This window comes from Chryseobacterium sp. CFS2 (genome assembly GCF_036543225.1).
Classification (GTDB): Bacteria; Bacteroidota; Bacteroidia; order Flavobacteriales; family Weeksellaceae; genus Chryseobacterium; species Chryseobacterium culicis_A.
Window position 1 is genome coordinate 93,807 of the sequence record NZ_JAZHQU010000004.1, and the last position, 22,836, is coordinate 116,642.

Genomic DNA, 22,836 nt, shown 5'->3' on the forward strand with positions numbered 1-22,836 from the left:
ATGAGGCTTATGATATAATGAGAATAAATAAGGATTGTTCTTAGAATATTATACTCAAGTAAATACTGGGATGTGAATAAATTTCATTTGTTTTCATGTTTTAGTTTATTTCATAAAAATAATAAAAATATCCGTTCAAAAATTATTTTATCACTTGACATTGATTAATTATTCACATCTAAATTTTTAATTTACAGCAGGTTGCTACTTAATTCACAATTCCATTCTGAATCCTTGAAATGGTTAATCATGCATGGTATCTCAAAATTTTCACTCTTGAAATAGGATCAATCCTACTTCTTTCTGGTGAAATAACCCGTCAAATATCAATTACCGAAGTCTTTAAATGACTACATTAGCAAAGAATTAAAATGCGCTGAGATTTCTTATGAAAAATATATTCCGTGTATTGCTTATTTCAATGGTACAGCCTGTACTGGCACAAACCAAATTAGAAAAGGCAATTACCAATCTTGAGGATAATTACGAGCAGGAGAAAGTATATGTACTTACCGACAAATCCCAATATGCTGCCGGTGACAAAATATGGTTTAAAAGTTTCGTATTTGACGGATATAACCGTTCTCCATTATCTACTACCCTATTTGTTGAGCTGTACAATGCTGATAAAAAATTAATAGACTGGAAAACCATCCTGTTGACCAATGGGGAAGGCAGCGGAGATTTTCAGCTGAAAGAAGATCTTCCCGAACAGGTTTATTTTGTAAGAGCTTATACTCCTTACATGACTAATTTTAATGAAGACTTCCAAATTGTAAAAACCATTCCGGTTTATAATCCAGGCTCTGCGGAATCATTAGTTATTGCAAAAAATTCCGATTGGTCTGCAAAAGCATTTCCCGAAGGCGGAACTTTCATTAGCGGTATGCCTACAAAATTTGCAGTGAGGCTGTCATCCAATTCATCACTGCCGGAAAACTGGTCCGGAAAAATAATAGATTCTCAAAATCCCAATACTCTAATCACCACATTTAAATCTTTTGATAAAAATGTGGCCTCTTTTAAAATAACTCCGGCCTCAGGAAAAAAATACCAGGCCATTATTCAGGACAATACGGGGAAAAGTCAAACCATAGATCTGCCACAGGTTGCAGATAGCGGCCTTAATATTGAAGTTTCCAGTACTAAAGAAGGGATAAAATATGCTCTTAAAGGTGTTAATCTGAAACAACAGCTTCAGGGTTATAAAATTGTCGGAATGATCAATAACCACCTTGCCTACAGAGCGAATATCAATCAATTAACCAATGAAGCATCCAGTCTTATTCCTACCAAAATAAGTAACGGAGCGAACGGTATTTTACAGTTGGTTATTTTTGATGAACAGGATAACGTTGTAGCAAAAAGGCTTTGCTTTATCAAGCCCGGCAATTTAAAGATTGAGAAAGCGGAAATAATAGGCCAGAGCTTAAAAACAACGCCAAGAGCATTCAACAGCATTGACCTTTCTCCAGAGTCTTATTTTAAAAATTATACGGTTCTCGTAAGCGAAGATGATGGCACTCAAACTCCGGAAGAAGAAAATATCCTGAGTGGACTTTGGTTGACAGGAGATTTCACCTCAAGAATAGACAACCCTGCACAATATTTCTCCAGGAATGCCAACAGTGAGGCTCTTGATGCCCTGCTTATTTCTGAAAACTGGAAAAGATTCGACTGGAATTCTGCACTCAGTGGATCAGCACCCTCTATTAAGACCAAATCTGAGCAATATCTTTCCTACAGGGTAAAACCTATTAAAAACAATACAATGCTGGTGAACACCACTGTCAATTTAATATTGAGATTGGGTAAAAATACGCCTAGCTTTAATCAGTTTAAAACAGATCAAAACGGATATATTTATTTAAATAATCTCAATAATGATGAACCTTTAGACGTATCATTCTTTGTAAATTCAGAAAACAAAGAATCAGGGAAGGATGATTTGTTTGTCACCATAGAGCCGTTAGTTACGCCCACACCATTTAAAGGTAACTTCCCTGCTACCAAATACACATTGGTAAAGACAGATAAAAATAAGACGGTTTCTCCCAAAATTTCCAGAGCCATCAACACCCAAAAAAATATTAAAAAGAAAGAAAGTGCTGAAATACAGATTCAGGAAGTTGCTTTGGTAGGAAAAAAGAAAGATCCCACAGAAGAGCTGGATAAACAACTGTCCAGCGGAATGTTCAGTTCTGTCAATACCACCATATTTGACTTTGTGAACGAAAACCAGCATACCGGAGGATCAATGAATGTATTAGACTGGCTGCAGGGAAGAGCTACTGCCGGATTAACCTTTCAAAGAAACAGTTCAGGAATCAATGTTCCCTCTATCCGCGGCCAGCAGGCTAAATTGTATTTGGATGAAATATCTACAGATGCCACCATGATTGCCAACCTTCCTATCAGCAATATAGCGATGGTAAAAATCATTAAAGGATCAGGACTGGTAGGTGATGCCATAGCCGTCTATACCATGAAAGGAAATATGAAATCCAAAAGCAATGAAAAAGAAGCACCAAAGAACAATGCATCCATCATCAAAGGATATGATAAACCTTCAGAATTTCCTATTGAAATGATCGATGATAATGCTCCGGAAAAAATTGAAAGTGATACCCGCGAAACCCTTTACTGGAACCCGAATTTATTTGACAGCGATTACGTCCCTCCAAGAATTAAATTCTTCAACAACGACAGCGCCAAACAATATAAAGTACTGATCATAAGCTTTGATGAAGACGACAACATTCTTTATGACCAGCAGATTTTGAAGTAATAAAAAGCCTTTCAGTTTTCCTGAAAGGCTTTTTAGTTTTGAAGCTGGAAGCTGGAAGAAGGAAGTGGTGATGGTTATAAAGAATAGATATTTGTTTGTTTTTATGAAAGAATCAACTTCGTTAGTTTCATCTTTACTTCTTCAAAATATGACAATAATACTTTTGAATCCTTGCTTATAGAGAGTATTAATCATCGTAAATTAAAGTAACTTCTCCCCAACTCTCCGAAGTCTCACAATATAAAGGATCGAAATTAAGATTTTCGGTTTCTTATAATTAATTCCAGATTTACAATTAGAAAATGAAGGAAAACTCCTATTCCAATACAATAGATTATGATATAATGAAGAGTGTATAATATATTAGCGATTGGTGTTAAAGGAGACATATTTCCTGTAAATATTGAAGATATACTGTACGGAAGTAATGTTGCAAAAGTCCAAAAATTATTTCTGTCTAATTCAGTCTTTTTAACTTTATAATAGTTAAGTTCCTTTTTAAGGTAGTTAATATCATTATTAATTAAACTTCCAAATTTCATAGAGTCTAATTCCACATGGCTTCCACTTCTACCTAACTTCTTTTTTAAAATACCATTTTTGTCAAATACATAAACAGTCGCCATAAAATCTCTACCAGTAATATTTAAATTAATATCTGAATGTATTATACTACCTTCTGTAAAAGTTAATTTCTTTAATTCATTTAATTGTCTGTTTAGGATTGTATTATTTGAGAGTTTAATATTTTCAAGATATTTAATCTCATAAGGAATATTCTTAGAGTCTTCAGTCCATTCATTCAAAACTATTTGTTTTCGATTATCATGAATAGCAGTTTTAAATTCAAAACTTGACGGATTATTTTTGAGCATTAAGGTATACAAAAAAGGAAATACAACTAAATGCAATGTTAACATGATTGAAAGACATGAAATAGCATATTTAGATTTGTGATACTTCTGATATTTAGAAATCCTGTAGAGATATGTGGAGAATGATAAAATAATTAAAATTAAAAATATTGTTGAAAAAAATTCGCCAACACCAAATGAGATATTAAGTAAGGTTAGTATCATATACGTTTTTTAATCACAAACATACATGAGATAATAATACCTTTATTACGGATTACCATAATGTAAAACTCTCAACTTATGATAACTTTAGTCTGTTAAACAAATTTATTATGGAAACAATTAAAGCAATTAAACCTGGTCCAAAACCTGATAAGTCTGACGGAACCCCAGACAGAAGAAGAAGAGTAACACCGGAAACAAAACCAAAACATCCAGAACTAAAACCTCATAAGCACAAACCCGGAGATTCAAAATGATCAATTTTCCCAGCAAAACTGGGATTTTTGTTTTTATATAAACCGTGCTTCTTGTACTAAATTGATATATATTAATAAAAACTATTGAAAAATAATCGACTATAAGTATTTAGGAGATTATACAAAAAAACAAAAATAACCCCATTATAAAATGCATGACACATAAAGAAATTAGAAAAGCTCATCTGGAAAATAATAAACTTTATGATCATAAAGACATTAATTTCCAAGAGTATATTAACAAGCAATTTGAATTACTCAGTGAATTAGATAGAAATATATATAGATTAGAAAATATTCATTTAGAGCTTTTTAAAGATGTAAAAACTTGGTTTAGAAAAAAGTTTTATAATGACATATAAACTACAGTAGTTACAACCTTTCTTCCTCAAAAGATCTTCCCTTCTATTGCCCAAATTCCTTCGTATGATTTTATCGCCACATCACTATTCTAAAAATAATATGATCTAAAAATCCTTTTCATTCGAATAATCTTTTGTACGGTAAACTCATCCTTGTCAAGGTTTAAAACCTTGACAAGGATATCAAACGAAGTTCTTTTGTATGAGACTTACACTTTAAAGACAAAAACAGTACGCTGCTATTTTATTTTAGCCCTATGTAACGGTTCCAGAATATTCTTTTGCGGTTCTAAACCCATCCGAAAACATATAAAACCCTTCCCTTGGGGTTTACCAACCAGAAATTATGGATCACGGACCTATCGGCAGAACATAAAGACCTTAAAGGAGCATTTCAGAACCCCCAAATAGCTTTCCAAAACCTCAAAGAATGATACCGGGAAACTTTTTCTATTGTAAACAGCAGAAATTTTCCAAAAAAACATCATCTTTTAAAAGAAACTCTCAAATATTCCGTTTAATTCTTAAATTTGGCTTATGCGAAAGAATCTTTATTTCATCATTATATTATGTACGCTTACCAGTTGCTATACTTATCAGGTAAAAAAGCCAGTGGATCCGGCGGGCGGCAATAAGCAGGACTCTAAAAAGAATACAGCGATTGCCAATAATACCGCTCCTCAAATGAACACTACCGCTGCACCTCAAAGCCTGGACATCCAGCAGGCACCTGCTCCGGTTAATATTCAGGAGAAATTAGCTGCTGGTAAAAATGTTAAAATTGAAGTGGATAACAAGAGTTATAAAGTTATTGTTGACCGATGGGAAGGCGACAGTCTGGTAGCACACCCTGTTCGTAATGTTAAAAAAAGTTTGAAATTCCATAAGAACCAGATCAATAGCGAAAGAATTGCAGAAAAACGTTTTTCTCAGCCTATTGCTGATATTCTTACTGTTACGGCTTATGCTGCCATTGGGGTTGGAATCTATCTTCTTGTCAAATAGTTTTTTAAACTTCACTATTCTTCAAAGTCTCTCTATTTCAGACCAGAAAAAGACTGAACACAGGCAGATAAAAGAAGATCTTGATATAGTACCTAACAAAATAGACTGTCTTTTCAGACAGTCTATTTTTATGAATTATTTTTTGTTGGTTTATGGCCAGATTACCCCGGATTGCTTAGGGCTTGTCCATGGTTTTCCTGCCGGGCTTGTTCCCGGATGGGCAGCAAGACATTCACTTACCCATGTAGCACCCACAGCATGAGATTTCACTTTTTTTATAGAACAATAGGTAGTTCCGAAGTTATCTTTATACAGCTGGTAGTTAGGATAAGCACCTTTCGCTACTAACTCTTCATTATCCAGAAGTTCAACATCATCACCTACCTCAGCCGGATAATCCACAATAGCACCCAGAACCCATGCTATGGAATCTCTATTGTTACCCGCAACCAGACTTGGCGGAGGACTGAGTGTGATCTTAATTGTAGATTTTGATTGGTCTACAGAGTAAGAAGAAGAATAGGTAGATTCTTTAACACTCGCCAAAGGAATTCCTAAGAAAGAAAGCGTAGCGGAAGTAGACTGTTCAAAAGTTTTCTGAATACTCTTATAATCTTCACCCGTTACAGTGATCTCTACCGTAGGATAATTGGAAATCGCCACCCCGTTCAGTAAACCGAAAGGTCCTTCGGCATTGAATTTCATACCCGGATCCGGAGAAAATTTATATCCTGAGATATGTTTTTCTTCCTCTTTGTCTCTGCTGTTGATCTGCGCTTTACGGATCGGATCAAACCATGCCCAGTACATATTACTGGCTATATTAAAATCTGTTGGTCCAAAGTTAACAAGAGTAACTCCTGTAAACATCATTGATATTTTGATAGAGTTTTTACTTATCGCAATATCTTCACTGAAATAATTGGCATTGCCACCAATTCCCAACGTAAAGAAATCAAAGATAGGAATAGAAAAACCCGTTTTTCCCTCTACGGAAACCCGGAACTTGCTTTCAGATTCACGGCTGACTTCCATATCAATCTGAGCGGTCTGAGCGGTATTTTTAAGACCGTTTAAAATATCGCTAAGCGGTGTTGTCACCTGAAAAGCTGGTAAAATACTGTCGTCATTCATCAGCAGTCCGCCATTTTCTTTTTTAGGATTCTGTACATTCTTTAATGCTTTGGATAAGTAGCCGTTATTCATCGTCACATTGTTCTGCAGAGAGATCGTAGCACCCAGCGCATCCAGATAATTAGCTAGCACAGGAATAATCGGTTTTCCGCTTGCCGGAGTCTTGTTCAGCAGAGCATCAAGGTTATCACTTTTCTGAATCTGATACAAAGTAGTAGCAGGATTCGCCCATTCTGTAGCAATTTTATCCATAATGATATCAATAGGCTGCATGGTGTCGGTAGCAGGAGGAAGCGTATTATAAGCAGCTACCCACGCATTAAGTAAAGCCATTTGCTGATCTGTAGCTCTTGTATGGGCATCATTCAGTACAGCGGTATCTTCTACGGATAAAGAATAGTTAACTTTTGAGAAAGCATCAATAAAGTAATTGGTAAATACCTGATCCAGCTGCACCGGCTCCGTATTGGCTCTAAGGTTGGAAGAGATCCAATCGTAAGTTTTCTTATTAAACTTCAGATTAGACGGATCCTGCCAGTAATAAGGGAAATTTCCTTTGCCATTGATGGTGATTGCGGACAGGTCTGTACTTAAAACACTGGAAAGAATATCATTGGCTCTGTCTTTCAGTTCTGTAATAATTTGTGATGCTTCTACAAAGGGAGCAACATTTTCTGGATTTTTCATGATGATAATATTTGGTATGGTTCCTACTCTTTTGTTGGCTTTTCGGATACTGCCGTTGTTCAGGGTTTGGAAGCTTCTTTTGAACATACCAAAGTAACGATGAAAAAAGACCGGATTTTAGGGTATAAATCTCTGATTTTGAAGCCAAGTATTTGTACTGTAGCGCATAGGCATTTTTACGTATAAAAAATAACCTTCTTAAAAATCTTCGCTTTTTCTCTTAAGCATACTCACGCGTTGAAATAAAAAACATATTTAAAATCAACAGGCCTTTCAGGTTTGAAAGGCCTGTTGTAAAATGAAGATCGTTAAGAATACAGATTGTTTTGAAAATAATGCATCAGCCCAAAAACCGCTGGCTCATTGTTTCCAATACAGTTTCTATTCCCTCTTTTCTAAGCCATTCATATTCTGCGGTTGCCAGATCACCAGCGATATAATGAACCTGCTGCTTGTGGTCTGTTGCTGCTTCATACACGATATCGGCAATAGTTTCAGGAGTATCCCGTTTCGCAGTGGAATCTGCTCTCATCGATTTAATATATTGATTGAAAACATTCTGGTAATCCGGATGGGAAACCATTTGGGCATTGCTTCCAAAATGAGTCTGCATATAAGCAGGAACCACTGTTTTGATACTAATCCCCCACTCTTTCAATTCATAACTCATGCCTTCTGACCATTTTTCAAGCGCTGATTTTGTTGCAGCATATACGGAAACAAAAGGATATGGAATGTTGGCTGTGGATGAGGTTACCGTAATTATTGTTCCCTTTTTTCTGGCTCTTAAATAAGGAAGAAATGATTTTGTAACCAGTATCGTTCCTAAAAAATTAGTATTGATCTGTTGGGCCAATTCTTCGTCGGTAGTTCCTTCAAAAGGTCCCATAAGTCCATAGGCGGCGTTATTCAGCACTATATCTACAGGGCTTATCTTTTCTGCTTCTGAAGCAATTCCGGAAATCTGTTTCGGATCGCTGATGTCTAATTTCAGGAGATGGATATTGGGAAACTCTGTAAGCTCAGTTTCTTTTTCCGGATACCGCATAGCAGCAATTACCGTCCAGTTTTTTGATGCAAACAGCTTTGCAGCCGCCTTTCCTAATCCTGATGATGTACCTGTAATAAAAATCGTTGGGTTCATTTTTTATTTTTTAAAATTGATATCACAAATGTGCAACGATAAAAAAAGAACCTGTTTACCATTTGGTAAAAAGCAGTTTACCGGATATTTTTTCTGATTCTGCTGAGTGACTGCTGGGTAATCCCAAGATAAGAAGCAATATATGACAAAGGAATACGGTTAACCAGTGTGGGATATTTTTCCATGAATTCCAGATAGCGGGTGGTAGCATCCTGAGCAACTAACGGGCTTACTCTTTCTAATTTCTGAGCGAGTGCTTTATTCGTGATTTTCTGAATGATATTTTCCCAGTCAATAATCGTATCTGAAATATCTTTCCAGTCCTGATTAGAAAACACAAGCAGCTGGCAATGGGTTGCAGCCTGTATATATTCTGTGGAAGGCACATTTTTCAGATTAAAAAGTAGATGGTTCTCTTCCAGAAAAATCTTGGTAATTTCTTCTCCTTTGCTGTTGTAATAACAGATACGAAGAATTCCGTCGAGAAGAAAACCTACCTGTCTCAGGACTTTCCCTGCTTCTGCAAAATACTCATCTTTGCTCAGCTCAATTTCTTTGGCTTTGCTTGTGATAAGGTCTATTTGTTGCTGGTTTAAATGACCGAACTGCAGGATATATTCTATAAACTCTTTCATTATGACAAAGTTAGCAATACTTAGGGTAGAATATTTACCATTTGGTAAAAAGCAAGTTGGAGAAGAATTATAATAATTGAGAATGCATATCAATAAAACACTGCAGAGCCTTGGACTGTGGCCCGTCTTTTCTGAAAACAAGAATCGTATTCATCGTTCCCAGCTGTTTGTTCAGTCCATACGTCTTAATGCCTCTTCCTGCATAATATTGATTAACCACTTCCTCCGGCAATATGCTGACTCCCAGGCCTGCTTCCACAAAGTTAATGACTCCTTCAATAGAATTCAGGACCGTACTTTTATAATTAAGAATTCCTTTATGGCTCAGCCAGGATTCTAATCGTTCCCTGAAAATACAGCCTTCATCAAATACCACTATTTTCAGGGGTTCATTGGCGATGAGTGTCTGCAGATTCGGGCCTTTTGAGGAAGCCAGAATCACAAGCTGTTCTTCCTTAATACAGATTTTCTCCAGTCCTTTGGCATTCACAGGGGCAGAAACAAAGGCTGCATCAAGCCTGTATTCCAAAACATCAGACAGTACCGAATCTCTGGTATCTGACTTAAACTCCAGCTCAATACCAGGGTATTTCTCATCAAAAGTATTGAGGATTTCCGGAACTTTTAATGCCATTGTTGTTTCTATACAGCCTATTTTCAGGCATCCCCGGATGTTGTCACCGCTCAGAATATTGTTTTTTGCTTCTTCCACCAAATGCTGAATCTGTTTAGAATACTGCATCAGGATCATGCCTTCAGATGTAAGCTCTACTTTTCTTGAGGTACGTGAAAAAAGCTTGGTATTAAACTCATCTTCAAGACTTTTTATTCTTGCTGTAACATTGGACTGGACGGTAAACATGACAGAGGCTGCTTTTGTAAAACTTCCCGTTTCTGCTACGGCTTCAAATATTTTTAAATCGTGTATATTCATTTCAATTAATCATTATTAGTGATTTAAATCATTATAATTAATCGTTTTTAATAATCAAATATCCGTATTAATTTTGAACTATCAAAAAAAATAAATGAAAATAATTTCAAGACAATTCATTGCAGGTTTATCTGTTGCCTTATTCACAGGTACGATGACCATGGCACAGTCCAATCAAAAATTACATTCAAACAATCACATTATGGAAAACTATCCTATTCATTATCGCAACATCAAAGTAAATGATCTTAACCTGTTTTACAGAGAGGCCGGCCCAGCCGATGCTCCCACGATCCTTCTTCTCCACGGATATCCTACCTCATCTCATATGTTCAGAAATCTGATCCCGATTTTGAGCAAAAAATACCATGTAATTGCGCCGGATCTTCCGGGATTCGGTTATTCTGATGCTCCGGATCATAATAGGTTCTCTTATACATTCGACAATCTTGCTGGAACGGTACAGGCCTTTGTAGACAAGCTGGAGATGAAACGTTTTGCCGTTTATATCTTTGATTACGGAGCTCCGGTAGGGTTACGTCTGGCGATGAATAATCCTGAGAAAATCACGGGAATCGTTTCACAAAACGGAAATGCGTATGAAGAAGGTTTAAGCGATCAATGGAATCCCATCCAGAAATACTGGAAAGATCCTTCACAGGCCAACCGTCTTGCCTTAAGAAACTTTGTGTCTGAAGAAGTTACCCTGTTTCAGTATCAGCATGGTGTTTCTGATCCTTCATTAATTGCCCCGGAAGCGTATACCCTCGATCAGAAATTCCTTGACAGACCAGGCAATATAGAGATACAGCTGGATTTGGTAAAAGATTACAAAACCAATGTGGCTTTATATCCCAAATTCCATGAATATTTCAGAAAATATCAGCCAAAATTATTATTGGTGTGGGGAAACAAAGATCCTTATTTTCTTCCTGCCGGAGCTGAAACCTATAAAAAAGATGTACCGGATGCGAAATTAAAGTTTTATGATACGGGACATTTTGCCCTGGAAACAAATGCAGCAGAAATAGGTGCTGAAATCTTTGAATTTATGGGAACATTACCCCGATAAAATCTATAATCAGAAAATCATTTTCCTTAAAAAAAGAATAAGAGAAATATCTCACTATGAAAACAATTCTCATTACAAACTATGGCGGACCGGAAGTTCTGCAGCTTACGGAAATGCCTGATCCTGTTATAAAAGATCCGTCTCAGGTACTGGTAAAAGTAAAAGCAACCTCTATTAACCCGCTGGATTATCAGATCAGAAGAGGTGATTATGCATCACTTTTCGATCTGCCTATAATAACAGGGCATGATATTGCCGGTGATATTATAGCTGTAGGTGAATCCGTTAAAAAATGGAAACCTGGTGATAAGGTGTATTATTCCCCGCGTTTTGGAAGTTCGGGCAGCTATTCCGAGTATCATCTTACCGATGAGTCTTCATTATCCAGAATGCCGGATACTATCAGCTATGAGGAAGCCGCTTCTATTCCCCTTATTGGAGGGACAGTTTGGGAAATGCTTGTGGTAAGGGCTCAATTGAAAAAGGGCGACCGTATTCTTATCCTTGGTGGTGCCGGAGGTGTAGGAACATTGGCCATACAGGTTGCTAAATCATTGGGTGCTTTTGTTTATACCACCGGGCAAAGTATTTTACATGAAAAACTAAAAAATCTTGGAGCTGATGTTGTAATTGATCATCATAAGGAAAATTATATTGAGGAAATCAAAACACATACGAATGGAAAGGGTGTTAATGTAATCATCGACACTGTGGGAGGAACTACCCTTTCAGACAGTCCGCTTGCATTAGCAGATTACGGTTCTGTAGTAACACTCGTTGATATTCCACAGCCTCAAAACCTCATCAATGCCTGGGAAAAGAATGCGACGTATCATTTTGTTTTTACCCGACAAAGCAGGGATGAACTTCACCATATCACTGAATTAATTGAATCCGGACATGTAAAACCTGTTATAGACAGCATATATTCACTTGAAGATGTCCAAAAAGCTCATCAAAGAATTGAGGATTCGAAAAGAGACAGACCTTTATTAGGAAAAATTGTATTGACCGTGTAATTATTTATAATAAGGTCATAAAATTTGAAAGCATCATTGAATTCAATAATGCTTTCAAATTTTTATATTCTCTGAAAGGAGATTCATCTTTATAAAAAATGATAAAGGAAAATGACATCACCTATATAAGCGGGCTTTGTACGATCTTTAATTAGCAGTTGAGCTTCTACGATTACTTTAATAGTTCCCCTAAGATCAATCACAGATTTTACCGTAGCCTTCAGCTTCACAGCACTATTTACCAGCACAGCTTCTCCGAATTTAAGATTTTCTATTCCGTAGTTGATCTCCATTTTTACATTTCTTACATCTGCAATCTGTTTCCAGAGATAAGGGATCAATGATAAAGTTAAATAACCATGAGCAATTGTTGACTTAAATGGCCCTTCTCTTTCCGCTTTTTCCTGATCAGTATGAATCCACTGGTTATCTAATGTAGCATTTGCAAATCTATCGATCTGATCCTGATCTATCAAATGCCAGGCAGAATATCCCAATACCTGCCCTTCAAGAGACTTATATTCATTAAAATTATTAATAATAATCATATCTTTTTCTGAACCTTTTGAGGGATTACAATATGTATAGCTCAATGATTATCACCGTAGCCGAGTGTATATCAACTCTGCATATTTATTTTCCAGGCATCCGGCCTTAGTCTGTCAATATTCAGACCAATTGCTTCCTTATTTTTTTAAATCTCTAAAAACCTCTTACGTAAAAGTAAGAGGCTAATGAACATAATGAAAATAAAAAGTAATTTACATTACATCAATGTTCTTTCAAACAATATATCCAGATATACTAAGTTCCATGAAATTTTGAACTTATAAAAATATGAGACTTGATATGGCAAAATATTTTTCTAATATACCTGCAATTAAGATTTTAAATTAAGCTAACTTTACGTTAACAGCATTTAAACCTTTATCACTTTTTTGTACATCAAAAGCTACTTTATCATTCTCGCGGATTACTCTTGTGTTTAATCCTGAAGAATGTACAAATATGTCTTTACTTCCGTCTGCCGGAGTAATAAAACCGAAGCCTTTTGCTTCATTAAAAAATTTTACGGTGCCTTCTTGCATTGTAATTGTTATTAAAAATTGTGTATTATAATCTGTAAACGTTACAGATTTTATTTATGATATACTGACAGGCATTGTGTTTCCTATCAGCGGTTGAATATTTTTAAGATCCGGGAGCTTCACCGTTTGTGGTATTGAAGATGCAGGACCTGCAATAATCTCTACAGGATTGTTCAGGATTGTTTTGGCGAAATATTTTAAACTTCCCGGCATTGTAGCAGAAAAAAGCAGGTTTTGTCTTCTATGAGAAACCAGATTCAATATTTTTTTTATATGATTAGTGAGTCCCATATCAAGCATTTTATCGGTATCATCTAAAACAAACAGCTCAATTTTAGAAAGATCAATATGTCTCTGATTTTCTACATCAAGCAATCCTCCGGGTGTTGCCACAAGAATATCTACTCTTTTTCTTAGTGCTGCAAGATGGCTACCAATGGAAACCCCTTCATAAACAGAAAGCAGAGACAATGGTAAATATTTACTATAGATTTTAAAATTCTCTTCTATCTGTATGGCCAGTTCCTGAGTTGGTGTAAGTATTAAAGTTCGTATTTCTTTATGATCCGGAGTTTGTCTTTTCAGCAACTGTAAAATAGGCATAGCAAATGCAGCTGTTTTTCCAGCACCTGTCTGTGCAGACACTACAATATCCCTTCCTGCCAAAATATGCGGAATTGCAGAGTACTGTATTTCAGTAGGTCTGGAATATCCGGCTTCTGTCACTGCACGGATAATAGGATTAATTAGATTTAAATTTTTAAAATTCATTATAAATTCCGGCATTCCCGGTATCTTAAAACAAATCTGTTGATCAGAATTTGAATCGGTGTATTATAATGACAAACAAAAGAGTATTCTTTTCTGTTCATCTTTCTCTTGCCTCAGCTACAATAATATTTTTATCTATATTACGGATGGCCCGGCAATAACGTGTCGCTCTTATCTACAATAGAACTTTATAATCTCTTATTTCCATTATGAAAACAAAGGCTATAAATTGGTAGCTGAAAAAGCAAAACTGAAAGAAAAAAGTGATTTTAAACTATGACAGAATAGCAAAGGCAGTGACCTGTTTTTATAAATGTTCTGCAAACCTACAATAAAAAAAACGAACATCACCTTATATAATTAACTGATTATCAAAAATTTATTCGTACCTTCTGCAAATTAAACGAATTGTTTGCTGACGCGGATGATTTTAAACTCCGGAATATGCAAACTTCTTTTCCCTTACCCAGCCCTTCCCCCAGAACATTAGAGTCCCATACAGGCCTTCATGTAAGAATTGCTTATTTCATTATGATACATCATAAACCTGAAATATTTAAAAATATGTTTCAGAAGATCTATACCAGGGATCAGTTTTATCTTATCCATATTGATAAAAAAGCAAAACAAGAGTTCATTGAAGAAATACAGCTTTATATCGTTCATTTTCCCAATGTTTATATTCTGGACAGTATAAATATAGTTTCGGGAGGTTTCAACATCGTTCAGGCAGAATTGAACGCTATGGAATTCCTCCTGAATGTAAGCAAAGAATGGGATTATTTTATTAATCTGAGCGGTGAAGATTATCCACTGAAATCACAAAATATTATCCGTAAATTTCTTACCACCAATAAAGGCAGGAATTATCTTTTTTATTATGATCAGAAGTTTTACAGACCAGACACGCTGCAAAGAATACAAAATCACTTTACAGAATTGGCTTATGTTATTTCATCTTTCATCTACAAAAGATCTTTTATGAAAAATGTAATACCCTATATAGGTGGCAAATGGTTTATGTTTACAAGAGAAACCTGCTTATTTTTAACAAACAACAAAACTGTAATGGATTTTGAAGACTATTATCTTCATACTTTTTTACCTGCAGATTCATTTTTCCAGACTGTTCTTATGAATACATCATTCAATGATATTATTGTCAATGATGATAAAAGAGCGGTACTTGAGACCTCCTTTTTTCAAAATACCCAGAATACATTCAATTATATTCAATCATTAAAATCCGGCAATCAGCTTTTCATCAGAAAGGTTAACAAAAAAACAGATGAAAGTATCAGAAAATACATTGAAGACAGCTATCTTACTCCCCTTCCTTATGTAAATGAAGTAGAAAGAGAATTGAAAAGAAATAACCGTCAAAACAACTGATTTTTGAACTTCATCCCCAATATGCTTAAGACAGATACTCTTTACTGCTTTTCTGCTAAATCATTATATTTGAAAGAAACATCATAAAATCTGTTTTCTTGGAATTACAATATGGAAAAGAAGCTGACTCCGGAACATGTAAAGCTTGCCACTTTAGACTGTCAGGGATTAATACATAGTACGCCGTTCGGAACTGGAAAAACTGCAGTTTTGAATGCAGTGGAACATCTTGGATATATTCAGATTGATACTTTATCGATGGTGGAACGAGCCCATCATCATACGCTTTGGACAAGAATCCCCGATTTTCAGACAGATTATCTGGAAGAACTGGTGGAAGACCGTAAAGTATTTGAATATTGGTTCCATGCTGCTTCCTATCTTCCCATGCAGGATTTCCGGTATGTTTTACCCCAAATGCTGACGATCAAAAGAGGAGAATCCCGTTACTACAATGCAGATCCTAAAGTGATGGAATATGTCATGGACACTATCCGCAATGAAGGACCTAAAAGAGCCAGAGATTTTGAAAATGAAAGCCATAAAGCCGGAAGCTGGTGGAATTGGAAGCCTGCCAAATTAGCGCTGGAAAGACTTTTCATGCAGGGAGATCTGATGATCAGCGGACGTTCCGGAATGCAGAAAACATATGATCTCGCTGAAAGGGTTCTGCCTTCTTTTATTGATACCACGGAACCTACTCCACTTGAGTTTGCAGAATATCTGGTAAAAACCAATCTGCGTGCCTATGGATTGACAACGGTAAAGCAGATTACCCACCTTCGGAAAGGAAACGACTTAAAAAAGAATGTCAATACCGTTTTAAAAACTATGCTGGATAAAGGGGAAATATCTCAGGTCAAAATAGAAGGACTCTCTTCTGCTTTTATTCAGAATGATGTTTTTGAAAAGACATTTGACCTGAAAGATTCCAATATACATCTGCTGTCTCCGTTTGACAATTCTATTATCCATAGGGATAGAATCAGGCAGATTTTTGATTTTGATTTCCGGCTGGAATGTTATACGCCAAAAGAAAAAAGACAATACGGTTACTTCTGTCTGCCCATTCTGTATGGTGACCAATTCATAGGAAGAGTTGACTGCAAAGCTCACAGAAAAGAAAAAAAACTGGAGCTCATTCATTTACATATTGAAAACAATACTTTGGATATTGAATTGTGGCTAAAACCTTTCGCAGAAACTATAAAACGTTTTGCTGTTTTTAATGGCTGTGAATCTTTGACTTTGACAAAAGTAAGTCCATCAAAACTGAATGCTCCCGTGAAAAAAGAATTGTCCGGATTAAAGTTTAAAAAGTAATAGCTGCTTATCTGAATGTTTCTATTAAAAGACAAATCGCATTATTGAGCTCAATAATGCGATTTTATTTTTATCAGGGTAATCCCGATTAGTTTAATTTCTGATTTGTTTTCTGAACAAAATCATCCCATTGCTGGTTCAGGTAAGTGAGTGCTTTCTTTTTCTCGCCGTCATTCATAGAAGAATAATTAATGGAATTGAAAACCAGTTTCTTCAAGGCTTTTAAATCCAGATCCCAATATACCTGCGTTACCCAGAAATCATAGCTGAGCCCTGTATATCCATAGACGGAAGGATCATCGCTGCTGATAGAGCATTGTATTCCATTGCTCAGTAAAACCCTTGCAGGATGATTTCTCAGGTCACTTACATATCCTAAGATCTGATTACTGATCGGGCTTACTTCAACCAGTTTATTCTGTTTTCTGATTTGTTCCATTGTTTTGGGAAAATAAATCAGATTCAATCCGTGCCCAATTCTTTTATTGTTTAACAGCGCTACATCCAAAACATTTTTATTCAGGATAGAGCTGCTTTCTCCGGCATGAAGGTAGAGAGGAAGCTCTACTCCATACTTTTTATGAAGTTCATCCAGTTTTGTCCAGCTTTTCTCAAAAAAACTGATGTTGTGCCCTGCTGCTTCATCTGCCACAAGATCAAATCCTGAGATCATATCCGGAAATTCTTTCTTCAGTTCAAATGCTGTTTCCAGTTGTTTTCCAATACTTTCATTATCTAAGAATTTAAAGCTTGAATAGATCAGTTTAAGGGTGAACTGCGGATCCGACTGATGTATTTCTTTAAGAATATCCTTCAGATCTGTGATGGAAGTTTTCAAAGGATATTTGCCATGCTGAAAATCATAAAGTTCATCAAAGATATACCTGATTTCTACGTGCTGTACTTTATCTTTTATCAGATCTTTAAATCCTTTCAGATAATATTCTTTAAAGAATGGACGGTACGGAAGCAGCAGACTGATCCTCTTAAAACGTTTTTCAAATTCAATCCAATAATCTGTATAAGAGCAAAGATTGTCACGTTTCAGTGTAAGAAGATCCTGGAGTTCCTTTTCAAAATCAGGAGTTGAGGTCAACTTTTTATCAAGACTTACAAATCCGTTCGGAACTTTTCCTTTTTCAAAAAAAGCCAGCTGTCCGAAAATGAACTGATCATTATCTTTCTGATCATACACATAACATTCCTGATATTTTCTGGCGGCCGAAATGATCCATTTCACATCTGTTATTCCTCCACTGTGGGTATGCAGCAAACCTCCTTTCGGCATAGTCTGAAGGAGTTCAAACAATTTGCTGCTTTCAATTAACGGCTTAATTTCATTAAAAGAGCTGTTATATAAAGATATTTTTTTCTTTTCCGTATCACTGAGAAACTGTTTGCGGACCTGGAATATTTTCTTATCCAAAACGATTTCCGTATCCGATAATTTTATATCCGCATCAAAGGCCATCGCCTCATTTTCTTTCTCAGACGATGCCCATTTCTGTTGATAGACAGATTTTTCCGCCACTTTAGTTTGTCCCCAAAATAGAGGTGAGCCTAAAAGTGATATATAAATAAGGTATTTTTTCATCATAATAAATATTGGAGGAGTTTTTTGTACTATCGGTTATATTTTTAACCGTTAAAAAGTAGCTTTTTACAGCAAAAATTGTGCAAAATAAAGCTATTTCAAAAATAATATTAATTTTATTAAAATCCTCAGGTAATTATTATGCTTTAATTGTTTTCTGATCGGTCTCACTTACAGGGTGTGAGGTACGCCAATTGTGACGGAATTTTTAAGGACAACATTCAATAATGAGAAATAAAGAAACCATTTCCGAATTCTCTACTGAAAAGAAGTTCTGAACTCCAATGGAGAAAGACGGGTTTTATTTTTAAACAATTTGGTAAAAGACTGTGGATGTTCAAAACCGAGCTCATAAGCAATCTCACTTACGGACAAATCTGTGGTAGAAAGCTTTTCTTTTGCTTTTTCAATCAGTTTATCATGAATAAACTGCTGGGTACTCTGACCGGTAAGCGTTCTTAACATACGACTTAAATAATTGGGAGAAATTCCAAGATGATCTGCAACAAACTGTACGGTAGGTAATCTTTTTGACACAAGATCATTATCATTGAAATAATCATCCAGCATAACTTCTAAACGATTCAGAATAGTATGGTTGGTTATTTTTCTGGTGATAAACTGCCGTTCGTAGAACCTTTCTGAATAATTGAGCAATGTTTCAATGTGTGAAATAATAATATTCTGACTGAATTTATCGATCACCGAATGATACTCCTGTTCAATATTTTCTATAATTCCATTGATGGTAAGCTCTTCTTTTTTTGAAAGAAATAAAGCTTCATTCACTGAATAATCAAAAAAATCATACTGCTTTATGGTTTTGGCAAGTGAAGTATGCCACAGAAAATCAGGGTGAATTAACAGCATCCAGCCGGATTGTTTTTCTTTCGGACCGGAATCCGCTTCAATCCTGAAAACCTGGTTGGGAGAAATAAAGAAAAGGGTTCCTTCATCAAAATCATATTCCTGCTGGCCATATTTCAGCTTGCCATTCATTCCTATTTTTAAAGAAATCTGGTAAAAACCCAGCATCCAATTAACTTCACCAATGTCGGCAGGCCGCTTTACATCCTTATAATCGATAACACTGATCAATGGATGTTCAGGAGGATTCAGCCCTCTTGAACGGTGAAATTCCGTAATGGTTTTTATTCTTTTGATAGCCCGTCTTTCCATATCTATAAAATTACAAATTGTTTTTGCAGTAAACTTTTGTTGTAGAGTTTTTCGCACAGATGACACAGATTTTCACAAATATTTACGTTAATACTATTATTTTCAAAACTTATTTGAACTTCTCTACGGCAAAATTTTCTCTTTTTTTAATTAAATATTTACTTCTTTTGTGACTTTTGTGATTTATTTTTCCCGCAGATTGCACAGATTTTCACAAATTTTTACGTTAATACTATTATTTTCAAAACTTATTTGAACTTCTCTACGGCAAATTTTCTCTTTTTTTAATTAAATATTTACTTCTTTTGTGACTTTTGTGATTTATTTTTCCCGCAGATTGCACAGATTTTCACAAATATTTACGTTAATACTTTTATTTTCAAAACTTATTTGAACTTCTCTACGTCAAAATTTTCTCTTTTTTTTAATTAAATATTTACTTCTTTTGTGACTTTTGTGGTTTATTTTTCCCGCAGATGACACAGATTTTCACAGATGGTTGTGGTTAAAGCAGTGCGTTATTTTATTCTTAAGTGTACTTTTCAGCGTAAGATATGCTCTTCGTCTTACTAAAATGCTTAAAAACTTTTGTGACTTTTGTGGTTCACTATTTACACTTCATCATTTTGATAGACCTCAGCAAATTCCTTTACAAAGTCGGTCAGTTTTACTTTTCCCAAAACAGGCTGATGCTGATCATAATCTTCATACAGAATCCCGCTTCCCTGAGCGGCCTGAGTTTCTACAAAACCTCTGGCCACCTGCTCATTAAAGCCGATATCAAGCCAGCTTTTCAATAATTCCTGATCTGAGATCACCTTCCACTGAAGATCCGGCTTACCGATTGAGTTCCCCAAAGCTTTCGCAATTTCATTAGGAGAAACTTCATCACTTGCTACGTAACGAACTGTTCTTCCTTCAAATGGTTTTTCAGTTTCTTCTGCAATAACAGCCGCAATATCTAATGGAGAAACCCACGGTTCTTTCTGATCTCCTCCCCAATTGGAAATAATAGCACCTTTGTTTTTAATCGTACTGATGAATGAAAACATATTGAAATAAATACCTACCGGACGAATAAATTTGATGGCAACTTCATCCGGAAGCTGCTTCAGAATCTGTTCTACATGATGATGAAACACAATAATCCCCGTCCCTTTATCCGTGTGAGCTCCAATACTGCTGAGATGAATAATTTTCTTCACTCCAGAGCGCTCCACAGCTGTTTTGTAATGGTGGCCAATTTCGCAGATCTTTCCAATAAAATCAACATCTTTATCAAAAAAATCTCCTGCTGCTTCCATGGTCTCCATTAAATAAACAATATCTGCCCCTGTAAATGCATCAGTGAGAAAATCAGGATCAAACATACTGCCTATCGCCGCTTTTGCTCCCAATGCTTCTATAGCTGACATTCTTTCTACAGTACTGCTTATCACTGTTACCGAGTGTCCTTTCTGTACAAGCTCTTCTGTAAGGGGTTTTCCGATGTTCCCGATGGAACCTGTTAAAACAATATTCATTTCTATAATTTTTTGTTAGAGCAAAATTCTGAAATACCTGTAAAGATGACTTCACCGGATCTATCTTCTTCTTAGCCAAAAAAGGAAACTTGATGAATAGATGTATTTTTTCGGTAAACAGAACACTTTTTAACACTTTTTTAATCTATAACGGTTGCACCTATTTTGAACTTTACCTACCTTTGCCTCTGGGATGCGGAAAAGATTTCATCAATATTTGTACAGCTTGTTATTTGCATTGCTTACCGTTTTAGGTTGGTACTATGGGCAAATCCAGCAGTATATTTCAACAGATATTTCTTCCGAACTTCATTTTACCACTGATCTTCTTGTTCATCAGAATAAAAGCTTCAAAGCATCTTTTGCCTTTCTTAAAAATCATGAGGCCAATGATGCTTACAATGTCAGCCATCCCCGCTACAACAAAATCAGAGCTAATCTTTCTGAAAACGACAACGAAAATGACGACAATGTAGAAACATCCGGTTCTACTGAGCTTCTCGCTCTTTTCAAAGATGGTTTCTGGCATCTGATCTCAGGTTTTGTTACTACATTTCACGACAGACAAATCGCTGTTTCACTCGCTCAATCCGAACACTTAAAGCCTTTAGATGATGATCTGTACATCCAGTACAGGGTCATCAGACTGTGATTTTATAGTAATTTTTTCGAAAACCTTATATGCTTTCAAATCCTATTTGAGAGCAGGTAACTCTATTTTTTCAATTATAAATTATTATAAAAACAAAATTTATCATGGTCAAGAAAAGTCTCATGTATATCAACTTGTGCCTTATTTTCTTGTTTGCAGGCTGTCAATCTGAAAAAAAGGAAAAAGCAGAAGCAGCATCATTCAACGTTACAAGCCCGCTTATAAAAGATACTTTGGTTAACAAAGATTATGTTGCACAAATCCGTTCTATTAATCATATTGAGCTTCGTGCCCAGGAAAAAGGATACATTCAGTCTATTTATGTAGATGAAGGGCAATTCGTACAAAAAGGGCAGCTGATGTTCAAAATTATGCCTAACCTATATGAATCGGATGTAAACCGCGCCAAAGCAGAGTCTAAATATGCACAGATAGAATATCAGAATACCAAAAACCTTTCTGACAAAGACATCGTTGCTCCTCAGGAAATGGCAATGGCCAAAGCAAAATATGAAAAAGCCCAGGCTGAACTTGCTTCAATGAATACCCATTTGAGATTCACCGAAATCCGTGCTCCTTTTACCGGAATTGTAGGAAAATTACATGTAAGAAAAGGAAGCCTTGTAGACGAAGGTGAACTTGTAACGGAACTTTCCGACAACAGCAAAATGTGGGTATATTTCAATGTACCGGAAGCAGAATATCTTAACCAGATGGATGCTAAAAAGGATAACAACCCAATGCATGTACGTCTGAGAATGGCCAATGGCAAAGAATTCACTCAAGACGGTGTGGTACAAACCATAGAGTCTGATTTTGACAATGAAACAGGGAATATTGCCTACAGAGCTACATTTCCCAACCCTAAAGGGCTGTTAAGATACGGAGAAACCGGGAATATTGTCATTACTTCACCTTATGCCAATGCCATGATGATTCCTCAGAAAGCCACTTTTGAAGAACTGGAAAAGAAATATGTCTATGTAATTGGTAAAGATGATAAAGTACATGCAAGAGAAATAAAAGTAGCTGCTGAACTGCCCCATATTTATGTAGTTTCTTCCGGGCTTGGAAAGGATGACAGAATCTTGCTGGAAGGGCTTAGAATGGTTCAGGAAAACCAGAAGATTGGTTCAAAATACCAAAAACCTGAAAAAGTAATGTCGAATCTGGATCTGTACGCCGAGTAACCCAAAAA

General features: G+C 35.9%; 21 protein-coding genes. 10 read left to right on the forward strand and 11 right to left on the reverse strand.

Annotated elements, in window-relative coordinates:
- The first annotated feature begins 388 nt into the window (after nt 1-388).
- Entirely contained in the window at nt 389-2,788 is a 2,400-nt protein-coding gene (locus ODR02_RS10430) for a hypothetical protein (RefSeq protein WP_309512396.1), read from the forward strand.
- A 254-nt stretch (nt 2,789-3,042) separates the two neighbouring features.
- On the opposite strand, the gene ODR02_RS10435 is transcribed toward ODR02_RS10430, so the two are convergent.
- Nucleotides 3,043-3,867: a hypothetical protein gene (locus tag ODR02_RS10435; RefSeq protein WP_309512397.1), complete on the reverse strand. Its 825-nt coding sequence runs from the start codon at nt 3,865-3,867 to the stop codon at nt 3,043-3,045.
- Nucleotides 3,868-3,977: 110 nt separating this feature from the next.
- Here ODR02_RS10435 and ODR02_RS10440 point away from each other — a divergent pair, with 110 nt between their 5' ends.
- The 3 genes from ODR02_RS10440 (at nt 3,978) to ODR02_RS10450 (ending at nt 5,491) form a co-directional block, all read left to right on the forward strand.
- Nucleotides 3,978-4,124: a hypothetical protein gene (locus ODR02_RS10440; protein ID WP_223599557.1), complete on the forward strand. Its 147-nt coding sequence runs from the start codon at nt 3,978-3,980 to the stop codon at nt 4,122-4,124.
- 155 nt (nt 4,125-4,279) lie between these two features.
- Complete coding sequence (locus ODR02_RS10445) at nt 4,280-4,486, forward strand: hypothetical protein (protein ID WP_309512398.1); 207 nt, start codon at nt 4,280-4,282, stop codon at nt 4,484-4,486.
- 537 nt (nt 4,487-5,023) lie between these two features.
- Nucleotides 5,024-5,491, forward strand: coding sequence for a hypothetical protein (locus tag ODR02_RS10450; protein WP_309512399.1), 468 nt, complete (start codon nt 5,024-5,026; stop codon nt 5,489-5,491).
- Nucleotides 5,492-5,641: 150 nt separating this feature from the next.
- On the opposite strand, the gene ODR02_RS10455 is transcribed toward ODR02_RS10450, so the two are convergent.
- The 4 genes from ODR02_RS10455 to ODR02_RS10470 form a co-directional block, all read right to left on the reverse strand.
- Entirely contained in the window at nt 5,642-7,312 is a 1,671-nt protein-coding gene (locus ODR02_RS10455) for a lamin tail domain-containing protein (RefSeq protein ID WP_309512400.1), read from the reverse strand.
- A gap of 340 nt (nt 7,313-7,652) precedes the next feature.
- The gene (locus ODR02_RS10460) at nt 7,653-8,456 is read right to left on the reverse strand and encodes an SDR family oxidoreductase (RefSeq protein ID WP_309512401.1); all 804 of its coding nucleotides are present in this window, start codon (nt 8,454-8,456) and stop codon (nt 7,653-7,655) included.
- 77 nt (nt 8,457-8,533) lie between these two features.
- Nucleotides 8,534-9,091, reverse strand: a complete 558-nt coding sequence (locus tag ODR02_RS10465; RefSeq protein WP_209783807.1) for a Crp/Fnr family transcriptional regulator — start codon at nt 9,089-9,091, stop codon at nt 8,534-8,536.
- Between the two features lie 67 nt (nt 9,092-9,158).
- Complete coding sequence (locus ODR02_RS10470) at nt 9,159-10,025, reverse strand: LysR family transcriptional regulator (protein WP_209783806.1); 867 nt, start codon at nt 10,023-10,025, stop codon at nt 9,159-9,161.
- Between the two features lie 94 nt (nt 10,026-10,119).
- Between ODR02_RS10470 and ODR02_RS10475 the strand changes: the two genes are divergently transcribed.
- Complete coding sequence (locus ODR02_RS10475) at nt 10,120-11,097, forward strand: alpha/beta fold hydrolase (RefSeq protein WP_309512402.1); 978 nt, start codon at nt 10,120-10,122, stop codon at nt 11,095-11,097.
- Between the two features lie 56 nt (nt 11,098-11,153).
- Nucleotides 11,154-12,116 carry a zinc-binding dehydrogenase gene (locus ODR02_RS10480; protein ID WP_309512403.1) on the forward strand — a complete coding sequence of 321 codons (963 nt, stop codon included), beginning with the start codon at nt 11,154-11,156 and terminating at the stop codon, nt 12,114-12,116.
- Between the two features lie 89 nt (nt 12,117-12,205).
- Here ODR02_RS10480 and ODR02_RS10485 read toward each other — a convergent pair whose 3' ends face one another.
- From ODR02_RS10485 to ODR02_RS10495, 3 genes are all read right to left on the reverse strand, one after another.
- Nucleotides 12,206-12,664: a MaoC family dehydratase gene (locus tag ODR02_RS10485; protein ID WP_309512404.1), complete on the reverse strand. Its 459-nt coding sequence runs from the start codon at nt 12,662-12,664 to the stop codon at nt 12,206-12,208.
- A gap of 345 nt (nt 12,665-13,009) precedes the next feature.
- Entirely contained in the window at nt 13,010-13,204 is a 195-nt protein-coding gene (locus ODR02_RS10490; protein ID WP_209783802.1) for a cold-shock protein, read from the reverse strand.
- Between the two features lie 54 nt (nt 13,205-13,258).
- The gene (locus tag ODR02_RS10495) at nt 13,259-13,990 is read right to left on the reverse strand and encodes a DEAD/DEAH box helicase (RefSeq protein WP_309512405.1); all 732 of its coding nucleotides are present in this window, start codon (nt 13,988-13,990) and stop codon (nt 13,259-13,261) included.
- A 429-nt stretch (nt 13,991-14,419) separates the two neighbouring features.
- Here ODR02_RS10495 and ODR02_RS10500 point away from each other — a divergent pair, with 429 nt between their 5' ends.
- Together ODR02_RS10500 and ODR02_RS10505 are read left to right on the forward strand one after the other, a co-directional pair.
- Nucleotides 14,420-15,367: a beta-1,6-N-acetylglucosaminyltransferase gene (locus ODR02_RS10500; protein WP_209783801.1), complete on the forward strand. Its 948-nt coding sequence runs from the start codon at nt 14,420-14,422 to the stop codon at nt 15,365-15,367.
- A gap of 111 nt (nt 15,368-15,478) precedes the next feature.
- A complete protein-coding gene (locus tag ODR02_RS10505; RefSeq protein ID WP_309512406.1) occupies nt 15,479-16,690 on the forward strand; it encodes a winged helix-turn-helix domain-containing protein in 1,212 nt (403 codons plus the stop codon).
- An 88-nt stretch (nt 16,691-16,778) separates the two neighbouring features.
- On the opposite strand, the gene ODR02_RS10510 is transcribed toward ODR02_RS10505, so the two are convergent.
- The 3 genes from ODR02_RS10510 to ODR02_RS10520 form a co-directional block, all read right to left on the reverse strand.
- The gene (locus tag ODR02_RS10510; RefSeq protein WP_309512407.1) at nt 16,779-18,287 is read right to left on the reverse strand and encodes an adenosine kinase; all 1,509 of its coding nucleotides are present in this window, start codon (nt 18,285-18,287) and stop codon (nt 16,779-16,781) included.
- 255 nt (nt 18,288-18,542) lie between these two features.
- On the reverse strand, nt 18,543-19,463 hold the full coding sequence (locus ODR02_RS10515) for an AraC family transcriptional regulator (protein WP_209783798.1): 921 nt from the start codon (nt 19,461-19,463) through the stop codon (nt 18,543-18,545).
- Nucleotides 19,464-20,074: 611 nt separating this feature from the next.
- Complete coding sequence (locus ODR02_RS10520; RefSeq protein ID WP_309512408.1) at nt 20,075-20,986, reverse strand: SDR family oxidoreductase; 912 nt, start codon at nt 20,984-20,986, stop codon at nt 20,075-20,077.
- A 193-nt stretch (nt 20,987-21,179) separates the two neighbouring features.
- Here ODR02_RS10520 and ODR02_RS10525 point away from each other — a divergent pair, with 193 nt between their 5' ends.
- Both ODR02_RS10525 and ODR02_RS10530 read left to right on the forward strand, forming a co-directional pair.
- Entirely contained in the window at nt 21,180-21,638 is a 459-nt protein-coding gene (locus ODR02_RS10525) for a hypothetical protein (RefSeq protein ID WP_309512409.1), read from the forward strand.
- Between the two features lie 104 nt (nt 21,639-21,742).
- Nucleotides 21,743-22,828, forward strand: coding sequence for an efflux RND transporter periplasmic adaptor subunit (locus tag ODR02_RS10530; protein ID WP_309512410.1), 1,086 nt, complete (start codon nt 21,743-21,745; stop codon nt 22,826-22,828).
- Nucleotides 22,829-22,836 lie beyond the last annotated feature (8 nt).

Excerpts from the sequence above, each read along its gene's own strand:
- ODR02_RS10500 (WP_209783801.1), top strand. The coding sequence starts at position 14,420 with ATGCAAACTTCTTTTCCCTTACCCAGCCCTTCCCCCAGAACATTAGAG.
- ODR02_RS10490 (WP_209783802.1), bottom strand. The coding sequence starts at position 13,204 with ATGCAAGAAGGCACCGTAAAATTTTTTAATGAAGCAAAAGGCTTCGGT.
- ODR02_RS10470 (WP_209783806.1), bottom strand. The coding sequence starts at position 10,025 with ATGAATATACACGATTTAAAAATATTTGAAGCCGTAGCAGAAACGGGA.
- ODR02_RS10450 (WP_309512399.1), top strand. The coding sequence starts at position 5,024 with ATGCGAAAGAATCTTTATTTCATCATTATATTATGTACGCTTACCAGT.
- ODR02_RS10525 (WP_309512409.1), top strand. The coding sequence starts at position 21,180 with ATGCGGAAAAGATTTCATCAATATTTGTACAGCTTGTTATTTGCATTG.
- ODR02_RS10505 (WP_309512406.1), top strand. The coding sequence starts at position 15,479 with ATGGAAAAGAAGCTGACTCCGGAACATGTAAAGCTTGCCACTTTAGAC.
- ODR02_RS10520 (WP_309512408.1), bottom strand. The coding sequence starts at position 20,986 with ATGAATATTGTTTTAACAGGTTCCATCGGGAACATCGGAAAACCCCTT.
- ODR02_RS10530 (WP_309512410.1), top strand. The coding sequence starts at position 21,743 with ATGGTCAAGAAAAGTCTCATGTATATCAACTTGTGCCTTATTTTCTTG.
- ODR02_RS10485 (WP_309512404.1), bottom strand. The coding sequence starts at position 12,664 with ATGATTATTATTAATAATTTTAATGAATATAAGTCTCTTGAAGGGCAG.
- ODR02_RS10465 (WP_209783807.1), bottom strand. The coding sequence starts at position 9,091 with ATGAAAGAGTTTATAGAATATATCCTGCAGTTCGGTCATTTAAACCAG.
- ODR02_RS10515 (WP_209783798.1), bottom strand. The coding sequence starts at position 19,463 with ATGGAAAGACGGGCTATCAAAAGAATAAAAACCATTACGGAATTTCAC.
- ODR02_RS10475 (WP_309512402.1), top strand. The coding sequence starts at position 10,120 with ATGAAAATAATTTCAAGACAATTCATTGCAGGTTTATCTGTTGCCTTA.
- ODR02_RS10440 (WP_223599557.1), top strand. The coding sequence starts at position 3,978 with ATGGAAACAATTAAAGCAATTAAACCTGGTCCAAAACCTGATAAGTCT.
- ODR02_RS10460 (WP_309512401.1), bottom strand. The coding sequence starts at position 8,456 with ATGAACCCAACGATTTTTATTACAGGTACATCATCAGGATTAGGAAAG.
- ODR02_RS10480 (WP_309512403.1), top strand. The coding sequence starts at position 11,154 with ATGAAAACAATTCTCATTACAAACTATGGCGGACCGGAAGTTCTGCAG.
- ODR02_RS10495 (WP_309512405.1), bottom strand. The coding sequence starts at position 13,990 with ATGCCGGAATTTATAATGAATTTTAAAAATTTAAATCTAATTAATCCT.
- ODR02_RS10445 (WP_309512398.1), top strand. The coding sequence starts at position 4,280 with ATGACACATAAAGAAATTAGAAAAGCTCATCTGGAAAATAATAAACTT.
- ODR02_RS10510 (WP_309512407.1), bottom strand. The coding sequence starts at position 18,287 with ATGATGAAAAAATACCTTATTTATATATCACTTTTAGGCTCACCTCTA.
- ODR02_RS10430 (WP_309512396.1), top strand. The coding sequence starts at position 389 with ATGAAAAATATATTCCGTGTATTGCTTATTTCAATGGTACAGCCTGTA.
- ODR02_RS10435 (WP_309512397.1), bottom strand. The coding sequence starts at position 3,867 with ATGATACTAACCTTACTTAATATCTCATTTGGTGTTGGCGAATTTTTT.
- ODR02_RS10455 (WP_309512400.1), bottom strand. The coding sequence starts at position 7,312 with ATGAAAAATCCAGAAAATGTTGCTCCCTTTGTAGAAGCATCACAAATT.